9 protein-coding genes and 3 pseudogenes are annotated in these 12,988 nt (G+C 64.0%); 4 read left to right on the forward strand and 8 right to left on the reverse strand.

Annotation, left to right across the window (positions count from 1 at the left end; translation table 11 throughout):
* Positions 1-201: 201 nt before the first annotated feature.
* On the reverse strand, positions 202-855 hold the full coding sequence (locus MMSP_RS06450) for a TetR/AcrR family transcriptional regulator (protein ID WP_020785947.1): 654 nt from the start codon (positions 853-855) through the stop codon (positions 202-204).
* A gap of 190 nt (positions 856-1,045) precedes the next feature.
* On the opposite strand from MMSP_RS06450, the gene MMSP_RS06455 reads away from it, so the two are divergent.
* A complete protein-coding gene (locus tag MMSP_RS06455) occupies positions 1,046-2,263 on the forward strand; it encodes an acyl-CoA dehydrogenase family protein (protein ID WP_036426260.1) in 1,218 nt (405 codons plus the stop codon).
* Positions 2,264-2,563: 300 nt separating this feature from the next.
* Positions 2,564-4,099: pseudogene (locus MMSP_RS06460) on the forward strand (SulP family inorganic anion transporter).
* A 130-nt stretch (positions 4,100-4,229) separates the two neighbouring features.
* Here the strand turns inward: MMSP_RS06460 and MMSP_RS06465 are convergent.
* The 7 genes and pseudogenes from MMSP_RS06465 to MMSP_RS06495 all read right to left on the reverse strand — a co-directional run bounded on the left by MMSP_RS06465 (position 4,230) and on the right by MMSP_RS06495 (position 9,996).
* A pseudogene (locus MMSP_RS06465) lies at positions 4,230-5,048 on the reverse strand (acyl-CoA dehydrogenase family protein).
* A gap of 20 nt (positions 5,049-5,068) precedes the next feature.
* Complete coding sequence (locus MMSP_RS06470) at positions 5,069-6,118, reverse strand: acyl-CoA dehydrogenase family protein (RefSeq protein WP_232022661.1); 1,050 nt, start codon at positions 6,116-6,118, stop codon at positions 5,069-5,071.
* Between the two features lie 56 nt (positions 6,119-6,174).
* Positions 6,175-6,594, reverse strand: a complete 420-nt coding sequence (locus tag MMSP_RS06475; RefSeq protein ID WP_020785954.1) for a nuclear transport factor 2 family protein — start codon at positions 6,592-6,594, stop codon at positions 6,175-6,177.
* The gene (locus tag MMSP_RS06480) at positions 6,578-7,807 is read right to left on the reverse strand and encodes an amidohydrolase family protein (protein ID WP_020785955.1); all 1,230 of its coding nucleotides are present in this window, start codon (positions 7,805-7,807) and stop codon (positions 6,578-6,580) included. Before MMSP_RS06480 ends, MMSP_RS06475 begins: the two co-directional genes overlap by 17 nt.
* Before the next feature lie 3 nt (positions 7,808-7,810).
* A pseudogene (locus tag MMSP_RS06485) lies at positions 7,811-8,146 on the reverse strand (hypothetical protein).
* Positions 8,130-9,440: an aromatic ring-hydroxylating dioxygenase subunit alpha gene (locus tag MMSP_RS06490; RefSeq protein WP_036426261.1), complete on the reverse strand. Its 1,311-nt coding sequence runs from the start codon at positions 9,438-9,440 to the stop codon at positions 8,130-8,132. Before MMSP_RS06490 ends, MMSP_RS06485 begins: the two are co-directional and overlap by 17 nt.
* A gap of 7 nt (positions 9,441-9,447) precedes the next feature.
* Entirely contained in the window at positions 9,448-9,996 is a 549-nt protein-coding gene (locus tag MMSP_RS06495; protein ID WP_020785958.1) for a carboxymuconolactone decarboxylase family protein, read from the reverse strand.
* A 328-nt stretch (positions 9,997-10,324) separates the two neighbouring features.
* Here MMSP_RS06495 and MMSP_RS06500 point away from each other — a divergent pair, with 328 nt between their 5' ends.
* Positions 10,325-11,623, forward strand: coding sequence for an amidohydrolase family protein (locus MMSP_RS06500; RefSeq protein WP_015357173.1), 1,299 nt, complete (start codon positions 10,325-10,327; stop codon positions 11,621-11,623).
* A gap of 110 nt (positions 11,624-11,733) precedes the next feature.
* On the forward strand, positions 11,734-12,900 hold the full coding sequence (locus MMSP_RS06505) for an acyl-CoA dehydrogenase family protein (RefSeq protein ID WP_012396279.1): 1,167 nt from the start codon (positions 11,734-11,736) through the stop codon (positions 12,898-12,900).
* The last annotated feature ends 88 nt before the right edge of the window (positions 12,901-12,988 follow it).

The following is a 12,988-nucleotide window of genomic DNA, read 5'->3' on the forward strand; positions in this document are numbered from 1 at the left end:
GTTCGCCCGTGCAACACGAGTCGTGCGGCACCTGAACTCTGTCATCACCCGCCAACGAGTGTCAACGAGGAATCCGTTTTAGCTAATCGCAGTTCTTATATGAAGCGAATAGCGTTCTCGTTAGGCTGATTCAACGCGCGCGGGCATTATCACCGGCGGACGAAGCGGGCCGGTGACTCGGGCAGGTCTGTTCGGGTGGTGTTAAGAGGCGGCGAATCCGCGTGAACAGAAATCCCATACCTCATCTGCGGTGATGGGGTGGGTCGTCGCGTCGTCGGTGCCGCCGCTGGACTGTGCGATGAACATGACCGTCTGCATGGTCATGGCGGCTATCCGTCTCGGGTTGAGGTCTTCTCGCAGTTCGCCGGCCTCAGCCGCGGCCTCCATCAGCTCGGTGAGCAACGCCACCAGCGGTGCGTGCGCGACTTTGACCTCGGTCGGGTGGCTTACCAACAGGCGCGGCGCGAAGTCGGTAAACAGCGGTCGCTTGGCTGTCGGGTCGGGGCGCGACGCCTCATGCAAGAGCTCGACCGCCACTTTCAGTCGCTCCAGCGGATCCGCGTGGGTTTCGGTGGCGGCGCGGATCTGGTCGGCGGACCGGCTCAGTGCGTCCTCGAAGAGCGCCAGCAATAGCTCGTGTTTGCCGTCGAACTGCAGGTAGAAGCTGCGCAGTGACTGCCGTGACCGGTCCACGACTTCCTGCACGGTGAAGTCTGTGCTGCCCTTTTCGATGATGATGGCCTGTGCGGCGTCCAGGAAACGCTGAACGCGCTGCGCCGCTCGCAGTTTCGCGGTCTTGATCGACCGCTCGACGGCGCGCTGCTTCCACGCGGGTTCTTCGCTCGGGTTCGTCACGGGCGGCTCAGATGATTGCCGCGAGAAGAAAACATGGTTGGACTGTACCGGAGAACGCCGTGCCATCGCTGCGCTCGACCTCCCCCCGGACGGTGTACAGGAGATTGCAACTTCCTGCGAACGAGAACACTATTCTCTTGCGCACGTGTTTGGGAAGCAGAATCAACTTCAGTGGGCGGCGAGGAGTTCTGTGCAGCTGACCTTTGATGCCGACGTCGAGGCCTTCCGCGACGAATTCATCTCGTTTCTGGACCGGAATTTGCCCGATCAGGCGGCCGGGATGGAGCGGCCGCGGTCCTGCTCGCACGTGCCGGAGTGGGCGCGGCGGTGGCAACGCTTGTTGTTCGACAACGGGTGGTTGATCCCGGGCAATCCGCCGGAGTTCGGTGGTCGCAATGCCTCACTGCTGCAGCAGTACGTGCATCTGCAGGAGTTGGCCCGGCGCCGCCTTTATCGCAGTTTCAACCCACAAGGCGTGGGCATCATTGCGGAGTCGCTGCTGTCGTTCGGAACGCCGGAGCAGAAGCGGCGCTGGGCAGTGCCGATCCTGCGGGCGGAGATGACCGCGTCGTTGGGTATGAGCGAGCCGGGTGCGGGCTCGGATCTGGCGTCGTTGAAGACGCGGGCAGTGCGCTACCGCGACGGCGAGGGTGACCGTTTTGTGGTCAATGGGCAGAAGGTGTGGACATCAGGTGCCCATGACACCGATGTGCTGCTGACGTTCGTGCGTACCGATCCTGACGCCCCAAAGCACAAGGGAATCAGCGCTTTGCTGATTCCGACGGACACTCCCGGCGTGGTGCGGCGGCCATTCGCGTCGGTGTGCGACCACGACGATGTCGACTTCAATGAGGTGTTTTTCACCGACGCAGCGGTGCCGGCCGAGAACCTGGTGGGTGAGCTCAACGGCGGGTGGCGGGTGGCGACCCAGGGAACGCCGGAGCCCTGGGTGGCGACCGGCTCCCTTGGGCACGAACGGACGATGCTGTGGCTGGGATATGCCAACCTGTTGGGCGAATTGGCAACCGATTTCACTCCAGCGGGCGTGCCGCAACGGGATCACTACGCCACGTTGGTGATGGATACCCAGGCGATGCGACTGCTCGGGTCCGCGACACTGGCCTCGGCGGCGCGTGGACAGGAGGATGTGCCCGCGCAGTCGGTGCTCAAGCTGCTGGGCTCGGAGGCTTTGCAGCGTGCCTGCGAAGATGCGCTCGACTCGGCAGGCGGCGACGGTCTGGTGCACCCCTCGATCACGGCACCCATCGCTGCGTTGAACCTGGACAACCACTATGGCAGGTGGTTCGACCGCTACGCGCGTAGCTTCGCCGGCGCCATCGCCGGAGGCACCTCTGAAATTCAGCGCAACATCATCGCTGAACGGATACTCGGGCTGCCGCGCGGTTAGGCGGTATCGGCTCGCCTCACATCGGCATGCCGGAATTCATGGCTACGTTTGTCCCGAAAATGGCTGTGTATGAACCGATTTAGCCGCCGACCCGGTGGCTGGGCCCGATCTGGTGGCGCCGTGATCTAGCCCACGAAATTCCAACTCTCCCCTCGGGAAAGGGTAGGATCCAGTCCGGCAGTGGGCCGATCCGAGTCCTCTCGGCTGGTCGTCCGCATTGGTGCGTCGACGCGTCTGCCGCCTAAATCGATCTTCGCGCCGCGCCGGGCCCTTGGCTACGCGCGAGCTGAACGGAGTGCTTTGTCTTCCCAACAGGTTTCGGCTGTCCCAACGATTCGCGAGGCGGGCGATCCCAGTACCGCGGTGCTGGCCGCACTGCGTTCGCCGACTCGTCTGCGGACCGAGGTGCTCGCCGGTTTGGTGGTTGCGCTGGCGCTGATCCCTGAAGCAATCTCCTTTTCGATCATCGCCGGGGTGGACCCTCGGGTGGGGCTTTTCGCCTCTTTCACCATGGCGGTGACCATCGCTGTGGTGGGCGGGCGCCCGGCCATGATTTCCGCGGCCACCGGCGCCATTGCGTTGGTGATCGCGCCGCTGGCGCGTGAACACGGGGCCGACTACTTCATCGCCGCGGTGATCTTGGCGGGCCTTGTGCAGATCACGCTCAGCTTGCTGGGGGTCGCTCGGTTGATGCGGTTCATCCCACGCAGCGTGATGGTCGGCTTCGTCAATGCGCTCGCGATCTTGATATTCCTCTCACAGGTTCCCCACCTACTGGGGGTGCCGGCGGTGGTCTATCCATTTGTCATCGTTGGTTTGCTGTTGATGGTGTTCCTGCCAAAACTGACCACCGTTGTCCCAGCTTCTTTGGTCGCGATCGTGGTCTTGACGGCCGCCGCGGTCGCGTTCTCCGTCGAGATTCTCAACGTCGGCGACGAAGGCCAGTTGCCGTCCAGCCTGCCGACCCTATTGGTGCCCCACGTCCCGTTCGCACTGGAAACCCTGTCCATCATCGGCCCGTATGCGCTGGCAATGGCATTGGTCGGGTTGCTGGAATCGTTGCTGACGGCCAAGCTCGTTGACGACATCACCGACACCCACAGCAACAAGACCCGGGAGGCCTGGGGGCAGGGCGTTGCCAACGTTGTCACGGGCTTCTTCGGCGGAATGGGCGGCTGCGCAATGATCGGCCAGACCATGATCAACGTGAAGGTCTCCGGTGTTCGCACCCGGATCTCCACCTTCCTCGCCGGCCTGTTCCTGTTGGGCCTTGTCGTCGGCCTCGGCGACGTGGTCGCGCTCATTCCGATGGCGGCACTGGTCGCGGTGATGATCATGGTCTCGGTCGGCACGATGGACTGGCACAGCATTGCCCCCGCGGCGCTACGGCGGATGCCGCGCAGCGAAACGCTGGTCATGCTCGCCACCGTGGTGGTCACCGTGGCAACCCAGAACCTCGCTTACGGCGTCGTTGCCGGTGTCTTGACCGCGATGGTGCTCTTTGCGCGGCGTGTTGCTCACTTCATGACGGTGTAAAGAATCGTCGAATCAGACACCGGCAGTGCCGCTGAGACGGTGGTCTACCGAGTCAGCGGCGAATTGTTCTTCGCCTCGAGCAACGACTTGGTTTACCAATTCAATTACGTCGACGACCCGGACAACGTGGTGATCGACATGTCGCAGTCCCACATCTGGGATGCCTCCACCGTGGCCGCACTCGACGCCATCATCACCAAATACCACGCCAAGGGCCGATGCGTCGAAATCATTGGCCTGAAACAGGATTCGGCAGAGCGCCACGGCCGGCTGTCTGGACAGTTTGGCGCAGAACACTAGGGGCGGGGCCAGTCGTGGGGTGGGCCCGGGGTCGGGCCACAGCCGGTGATCGCCGCTGCTGCCACCTAAGCCGATTCCACTGACCAGCCGTAACGTTGGTAGCTCGGCATCGCGGTTGCTGTCGGAGAAATCAGAGTTGAGCTAGCCGGGGAGCAAATCCCTTGGTCCGCAAGACCGCACCCGCCTCGCGGGTGAGCTCGCGCGAACTGCCGAGCAGCCCATCGAGCACCAGGGACCGCTTGACGTGGTGATGCAGCTGATGTTCCGCGGTGAAGCCGATGCCGGCAAGCACCTGCTGGCAATGGCGGGCGGTGGTCAGTGCGGCCTGGCCGGCCGCGGCTCTGGCCAGCAGACAGGCCAATTCGTCAGGCTGGTCCGTGGCGGCCCGAAGGGTCGCTTCGGCGCCTTCGATCGCGACCAGCGCCTCGGCCAGCCGGTGCCGGACCGCCTGAAACGCGGCGATGGGGTGCCCGAACTGGTTTCGGTCCAGTGCATGCCGGCGGGCCAGCTCCAGCATGGCCCGGCTGGCGCCGGCCAGCCACCAGCCCACCGCGCTTCGGCCCGCGGCCAGTGCGGCGGGTGGCAGCGGATCGGCCGGTTACACCCGGAGTATCGGTAGTTCGGCATCCAACACGGAACCGGCCTGATCGCCGCGCGACCAGATCACCCAGGATCCGCCCGCAAACGGTAGCGGCACGGTGCCGCCACCCGGGCAGCCGGCGGCGCGCGCCACGACGTCATTGACGAGCGGCGCATGCACACCATTCTCGCCGAGCATGGCGAACACCAAGGGAACGGCAGTGCCGGGAATCTCGTCGAGCATGTCGAGCCAGCCGAGGGCCTGCAACGCCGCATCCAGCCCGGCGCCCGACGGCGGCGGGTTCTGTGTGACTACGGTTTTCAGCGAGTCCGCCAGCAGTCGCAGCGATTCGGGGTCGGTGAGATCCACTGGTCCTCGCTATCTCGCGCTCATCTCTCGCTGCCCAATCCGAGCAGCCGGCGCGCGATGATGTTGCGCTGGATTTCGGCGGTCCCGCCATAGATGGTGGCCGCACGTGAATAGAGGTATTCCGGGCGCCACGGGGTGTCGTCGAGTTCCAGCGTTGCCGGCAGCAGGTCGCGGACGGTGTCGTAGAGGCGTTGCTCGGCGGTCGCCAAGAGCACCTTGTCTATCGAAGTATCCGGCCCGAGTCGCGAGCCGCCGGCCAGGCGGTGCTGTGTGTCACGGGAACGGCAGCGCAGGGTATGCAGTCCCAGATATGCCGCACCAAGGTCGAACTCGTCGAGTGCAGAGCAGGTGGCAGCGGTGTCGGTGATGAGTTCGTCGAGCCGGGAATACAGATAGGCGATGCGCTGCCAAAAGCAGGTGGAGCGTTCATAGGGGAGCAGGTCCATTGCCAGCCGCCAGCCATCACCGGGCCGGCCGAGCATCCGGCCGGACGGGATCACCACGTCGTCGTAGTACACCTCGCAGAATTCGTCGACCCCGTGCATGGTGCGCAACGGCCGTACGGTGATCCCCGGCGTGTCCAGATCGACAAAGAACGCGGTGATCCCGTCATGCCCAGGCGCGGTACGGGTGAGCAGAATGCAACGCGTGCAGAACTGCGCGAAGCTGGTCGACACCTTCTGCCCGTTGATGATCCAATCGTCGCCGCGAGGGGTCGCGCGGGTGGACAGCGATGCCAGGTCGCTGCCCGACCCCGGTTCGGAGAATCCCTGACACCATTGCTCGCGACCGCTGAGCAGCCGCGGCACCATGTCCGCCGCCAACCCTTTGGGTGCGTAGTCGATCAGCGTCGGTGCCAGCACCTCGGCCATGGAGTAGGGGCCGGGTTCGGCCAGCCGGCGCCCGACCACCTCCTCACCGACGATCGCGCGCAGCAGCGCCGGTCCACCGAGCCCGCCGACTTCGGTGGGCCAGCCGTAACGCATCCAGCCGGCTTCATACAGCGCGCCGTGCACTCGGGCCAATTGCTGCATGTGGCCCCGCAACGAATGGTCGGGTCCGGGGGTCAAGTCATTATCGTCGAGTCAGGTGCGCAGATCCGCCCGGAACCGCCCGATATCGACGGTCACGGTTGCGGACGGCCGACGGCATGCGGACGTCCCGAATCGTGCACGCCGCTGCGGCGAATGAAGGTCATTGCCCGGGTTTTCAGCCGCCAGCCATCGGCGGTGCGGGCATACGTGTCGCGGTAGTAACCGATACGCATGTCATGGGTGGCATGTTCGATGAAGCAAAGTGGTTGGGTGCCGGTGGCCGAATCACCGGCTAGCTCGATGACCGCGGTTGCCGTGAGAAACAAGCCTTTTGGCGCGGCGACCACCAGGTCCGGGAACCGATCGAGGCCATAGGTGTCGCCGAAGGCGCTGTAGGTTCCGTCCGGGGTGAAAACGGCTACCAGGCCCTCGATATCGTTCTGGGTGATGGTCACCGCGTACCGGGCCAACAACTGTTGAATCTCGACCAGGTCGTCAGTCTTGGTGGACATAAACCTTGCCGCCTTTCATGACAAAGCCGACGTTGCGGGTAACTGTGATGTCATCCAACGGATTTCCCGCAACGGCGATGATGTCGGCGAGCTGGCCCGCCGCGAGCCGACCGCGATCGGTGACGTTGATCAGCTCTGCCGCGGTCACTGTGCCCGCCCGCAGCACGGCCAGCGGCGACATCCCCCAATGCACAAGCGTGACGAGCTCATCGGCGTTGCGCCCGTGCGGTATTGCCGGAGCATCGGTACCGATCGCGATCTTCACGCCGGCTTGATAGGCGGCCAGTATCGACTCACGCGACCTCGGGAACATCTCGGCCGCCTTGGCCTGCAGCTCGGGTGGAGCGTGCGAGATGTCCATCGCATCGGCATCGGCCAGGCGCCTGGTGCTCACCAGGAACGTGCCGTGCTCGACCATCATCGCGATCGCCTCGTCGTCGACCAGGAATCCGTGCTCGATGCAGTCGATGCAGTCGATGCCGGCGATGACCGCGTGCTTGACGGCGTCGGCGCCGTGCGTGTGCGCGGCGACGCGCAACCCCCGCCGGTGTGCCTCGTCGACGATGGCGCGTAGTTCTTCATCGGAATAGTGTTGTGCACCTGGCGGTCCCGTTAGCGGCATCACCCCGCCCGAACAGCACACCTTGATCAGCTGGGCGCCGTGTTTGATCTGGTATCGCACCGCCTTGCGGATCTCGTCAACGCCGTTGGCGATGCCTTCCTCGATCGTCAGCTCCAGCACATGTGGGGCGAACGCGGCGAACATGGTGGGGTCCAGATGCCCGCCGGTAGGGGTGATGGCGTGTCCGGCCGGCACGATTCGTGGGCCGTCGATCCAGCCGGCATCGATGGCCTTGCCCAGCGCGACATCGAGGAGGTAGCCGCCGGTCTTGAGGAATAGCCCCAGGTTGCGCACCGTGGTGAACCCGGCGCGTAGCGTGCGGCGGGCGTTTCCGACGGCGCGCAGCATCCGAGTCGGCGGGTCATCCTGGACCTGGGACAGGCCGGGCTTCTCGCCGCGCCCGCCCATCAGCAGGTTGACCTCCATGTCCATCAGCCCGGGTAACAGGATCTGGTCGCCGAGGTCGATTACGTCGCCCTCGGGGTCCCCGCCGACACCGGCAATCCGGTCGCCTTCGACGCGCACGACGGCCGGCGCCAGGATTTCGCCGGCGTCGACGTCAAGCAGTCCGGCAGCCTTGAGCGTGAGCACCGGTCAAACCACCGGTTCCCTGATCAGCTCGACCCAGGCGGTGCCGCTGTCGGGGACCCGGGGCTGCTTCCACGCCTCTACCGGAAACGACACCATGACCAGCGACTGCATCATGTGCATGAGTGTTCGCGCGTCCTCCGGCAATTCGTCCAACGGGAACTGGTCTCAGTAGGCGATCACGTCTTCCAGCCGGGGAAAGGCGGTGTCGTAGAAGCCCTGCATCTGCGACATGGATGAGGCCAGGCGCTTGGCATAACGTTGCGGCTCGGTGGCCAGGTCCCAATCCAGGTACGGCTCGAGGTCGGCGAACTGGGCGGGCAGCTTATTTGGCGCGGCCATTGTTGCGGTATTCCTTTACGTAGTCGCCGGTCATCTTGTGTAGATGTCGGAGCAGGATTTCCTGATCGCACAGTGGAAAGTCCTTGACGACCCCGGTACCCAGGGCTCCGGCGTTCCCTGCCCCGGTACCGATCATCGTTTGGGTGGCCTCCAAGGTGTTGGAGTCCTGCAGCGCGTATTCCTTGAACGTCACCGCCGCCAACTCCTGGGCCAATCGTTCGCGCGCGTTTCTGGGGGGCGCGAAATACAGCGTGGTCTCGAAGATGTGTTTGTCAACCGTCGTCGGCCAGTAGTGATAGGTCAGATACCAGCCCGGCTCCCAGATCAGCAGCATGAAGTTCGGAAAGAACAGGAACGAATCGATGCCCCACTGCTTGGCTTTGGTCGGGTTGATGCCGGGCGGCAATTCCTCGAGCTCGGTGATCGGGGCGGGGCGGTCCCACGGACCGAACAAGCCGCTGCGCAGCACCCGGTCCATCGGCTTGACCATCTTCAGGTCCGCGGGCGGCGACTGGCCGCCCCAAACCGAGATCATCGCGTGCGGGCCCGCCAGCTCGTAATGCAGGGCCTCGAACCCGTACTTCATGATCTTGGCGGCTTCCTCTTTGGTGTACTGCCCCTGATGCAGCACCGGGGCGTGGTAGAACTCGGCGAACGCGTCGATGAACAGCTTCCAGTTGCTGCCGACTTCGGCTCGGTAGGAATAGACCTCGGTCATTTCGTGGAAGGGATAGCCCTGCAGGCCCTTGGCTATCGAACCCAGGTATTCGGACAGCGGTGCTGCGGCTGGGTCGAGGTTGATGAAGATGAAGCCTTCCCATACCTCGCAACGTACCGACTTGAGGCCGTATTGGCTCTTGTCGACGTCGAAGAACTCGTCCTCCTGCTGAATGAAGGTCAGTTCGCCGTCGAGACCGTAGCGCCAAGCGTGGTATTTGCAGGTGAACTGCCGGCAGGTGCCGGCGGTCTCCTCATGCGGAAAGTCGTTCCACACCAACTTGTTGCCCCGATGCCGGCAGATGTTGTGGAAGGCCCGTATCACGCCGTCCTTGCCCTTGACGACGATCACCGACATGCCGGCTCCGGTGGACGGCAGCTCCTTGGTGAAGTAGCTACCGGTGCGGGGGAGGCGTTCGATGCGGCCGACGTTGAGCCAGGTGCGCCGAAAGATCGCCCGCTGTTCGTCGGCAAAGTACTGCGGGTCGATGGAGTCCGTGTAGTCGACCGGCGCGGTGCCCAGCTCCGGATAGTTTTGCGTCCAGCTCCCGGCAGCCGGTTTGGTGAAGTGCGGCAAGGTCCTGCTACCTCTCTGCGCGATCTTGTTCCAGCTCTTCGAGCTGCACGCCAAAAGTGTTGAAAGCCATGGCCAGTAGCGCGTAGCAGCCGACCGTGAAGACGTAGTCCATGCGTTGGCGGTCATCGAGGTGTTTGCCGAGTGCCGCCCAGGTTTGGTCGGACAGTTCGGAGTTCTCGTCGAGTTCGTCGACCCCGGTCAAGACGGCGCGTTCGAAGTCGTCGGTGGCCTCGCCCCGGCGAACCGCGGCTATCTCGTCACCGCTGATGCCGGCCTGTTCGGTCAGGGCCAGATGGTGGGTCCACTCATAGGCGCAAGCGCGGCGATGCGCGACCCGCAGGATGGCGAGTTCGCGAACCCGGGCGGGCAGGGTGGAGGCGAACAGCAAGTGGGTGTTGAACCGCAGAAACGCCTTGGCCAGCGCGGGGTGGTTGGCAAACGTCGACAGCGCGTTTCCGGCGTCGCGCGGATTGCAGCGTTGCGCGGGCAAGATCACCGACAGTGAGCGCTGGACAGCCTCGTCCCACTGATCGGCGGGCAGCGGCGGCAGGCGCATCCGGGCGGCTCCTCTCGGCGTTGTCCCAGTGCCCTCTCGAATTATGAGAAATACATTCGCATTCATTAGTAATAGACTTGCACAATTCGTCTTACCGGTCAATGCTCACGCGGGCGCCGCTGCCTGCCGTCGCCGCCCCGGGTCTGGCGCGGCAGGTCGGGTCTTGCGGCGAACTGCTGAATGTTGATTCTCGAATCGCGAGAAGATAGTTTTCAGACAGAGGGCCTGGAGGCAGGTGGCAGCTCGCCGATGCCTGTTCGGTGGCCGCGCATCCGATATTCGGGAGCTTCAGGGAGACGGCAGGAAGACTGCGGAAAGAGGTACGGCTATGAACAAAGAGGACATGATCTTGATCAGTGTCGACGACCACACCGTGGAGCCGCCGAACATGTTCAAGAACCACCTGTCGGCCAAGTACCTCGACGATGCTCCCCGGCTGGTGCACAACCCCGACGGTTCGGACATGTGGAAGTTCCGCGACACCGTCATCCCGAATGTGGCGCTCAATGCGGTAGCTGGCCGGCCCAAGGAGGAGTACGGGCTGGAACCGCAGGGCCTCGACGAGATTCGGCCCGGTTGCTACAACGTCGACGAACGAATCAAGGACATGAACGCCGGGGGCATCCTGGCGTCGATTTGCTTCCCGTCGTTTCCGGGCTTTGCCGGGCGGCTGTTCGCCACCGAAGACCCGGACTTCTCGGTCGCGCTGGTGCAGGCCTACAACGACTGGCACATCGACGAGTGGTGTGGGGCCTACCCGGCGCGATTCATCCCGATGGCCATTCCGGTGATCTGGGACGCCGAGGCGTGCGCCGCCGAGGTGCGCCGCGTCGCGAAGAAGGGTGTGCACGCGCTGACCTTCACCGAGAACCCCGCCGCGATGGGGTACCCGAGTTTTCACAATGAGTACTGGAACCCGCTGTGGAAAGCATTGTGCGACACCAACACGGTGATGAATATCCACATCGGGTCCTCGGGCCGGCTGGCGATCACCGCGCCCGACGCGCCGATGGATGTGATGATCACGCTGCAGCCGATGAACATCGTGCAGGCCGCCGCGGACCTGTTGTGGTCGCGGCCGATCAAGGAGTACCCGGACCTCAAGATCGCGCTCTCCGAAGGTGGCACCGGGTGGATCCCGTACTTCCTGGAGCGCGCGGACCGGACTTTCGAGATGCACTCGACGTGGACGCACCAGAACTTCGGCGGCAAGATCCCTAGCGAGGTGTTCCGTGAGCACTTCCTCACCTGCTTCATCAGCGACAAGGTGGGCGTGGCGCTACGCAACATGATCGGCATCGACAACATCGCCTGGGAGGCCGACTACCCGCACAGCGACTCGATGTGGCCGGGCGCGCCGGAGGAACTGTGGGATGTCCTGTCGGTGAACGATGTCCCCGATGGCGAGATCAACAAGATGACCTACGAGAACGCGATGCGCTGGTACTCGTTCGACCCGTTCAGCCACATCACTCGCGAGCAGGCGACGGTGGGCGCATTGCGCAAGGCCGCCGAAGGGCACGACGTGTCCGTGCGGGCGCTGAGTCATCACAAGGATGCGCGGTCGGGCTCGTCGGTGGCCGAGTTCACCGCCAACGCGAAGGCGTTGACCGGAAACAAGGACTGAGGCCCGCCACTGCCCGGCGAGCAGACACAAAATCGCATACTTTGGGTGGTGAGTGCGTGATTTTGCGTCTGCTCGCGGTGGATAGGGAGCAGTGGATAGGGAGCGGTGGAATGGATTTCGAGCTGACCGAGGACCAGGAGCTGATCCGGCGATCGGTCGCCGAGTTGGCGTCGAGGTTCGACGACCATTACTGGATGGAAAAAGATCAGGCGCACGAATTTCCGGCCGAGTTCTACCGTGCCATCGCCGACGGCGGTTGGCTGGGCATGACGATCCCGACCGAGTACGGCGGCCACGGGCTGGGCATCACCGAGGCCACGATCCTGCTCGAGGAGGTCGCCAAGTCCGGTGGCGCGATGAACGCCGCCAGCTCGATTCACCTGTCGATCTTCGGCATGCAGCCGGTCGTCGTGCACGGTTCAGACGAACTCAAGGCGCGCACCCTGCCGTCGGTGGCGACCGGGGAAACCCACGTCTGCTTCGGGGTGACCGAGCCCGGTGCGGGGCTGGACACGTCGCGCATCACCACCTTCGCCAAGCGGGACGGCGACCGCTACGTGGTCAACGGGCGAAAGGTGTGGATCTCCAAGGCGGTGGAGTCCGACAAGATTCTGCTGCTGACTCGTACCCAAAGCTATGACGAGGTCAAGAAGAAGACCGACGGGATGACCCTGTTCATCACCGACCTCGACCGCAGCCGGGTGGAGGTGCGGCCGATCCGCAAGATGGGCCGCAATGCCGTGAGCTCCAACGAACTGTTCATTGACAACCTGGAGATCCCCGTCGAGGATCGAATTGGTGAGGAAGGCAACGGGTTTCAGTACATCCTGGACGGGCTGAACCCCGAGCGGATGCTGATCGCGGCCGAGGCGCTCGGAATCGGCCGGGTGGCGCTGGACAAGGCGGTCAAATACGGCAACGAGCGGGAGGTATTCGGCCGGCCGATCGGCATGAACCAGGGCCTGCAGTTCCCGCTCGCGGACTCGCTGGCCCGTCTGGACGCTGCCGAGCTGATGCTGCGCAAGGCCACCTGGCTCTACGACAACGGCAAACCCTGTGGACGTGAGGCCAATACGGCCAAGTACCTGTGCGCGGATGCGGGGTTCGCCGCCGCGGACCGAGCCCTGCAGACCCACGGCGGCATGGGCTACGCGGAGGAGTATCACGTTGCGCGGTACTTCCGGGAGGCGAGGTTGATGAAGATCGCGCCGGTCAGTCAGGAGATGATCTTGAACTTCCTTGGTTCACATGTGTTGAAGCTGCCGCGCAGCTACTGAGACCAACTAGGCTTGCTGCGCGTCGAACGTGCACGTACCGCGACTTTTTCGCGCTGAGGGCACGCTCGGCGATCAACGGGTGATGGGA

The sequence above is a fragment of the Mycobacterium sp. 012931 genome (assembly GCF_000419295.1).
Taxonomy (GTDB): Bacteria; Actinomycetota; Actinomycetes; order Mycobacteriales; family Mycobacteriaceae; genus Mycobacterium; species Mycobacterium marinum.

Excerpts from the sequence above, each read along its gene's own strand:
- MMSP_RS06475 (WP_020785954.1), bottom strand. The coding sequence starts at position 6,594 with ATGTCCACCAAGACTGACGACCTGGTCGAGATTCAACAGTTGTTGGCC.
- MMSP_RS06495 (WP_020785958.1), bottom strand. The coding sequence starts at position 9,996 with ATGCGCCTGCCGCCGCTGCCCGCCGATCAGTGGGACGAGGCTGTCCAG.
- MMSP_RS06500 (WP_015357173.1), top strand. The coding sequence starts at position 10,325 with ATGAACAAAGAGGACATGATCTTGATCAGTGTCGACGACCACACCGTG.
- MMSP_RS06505 (WP_012396279.1), top strand. The coding sequence starts at position 11,734 with ATGGATTTCGAGCTGACCGAGGACCAGGAGCTGATCCGGCGATCGGTC.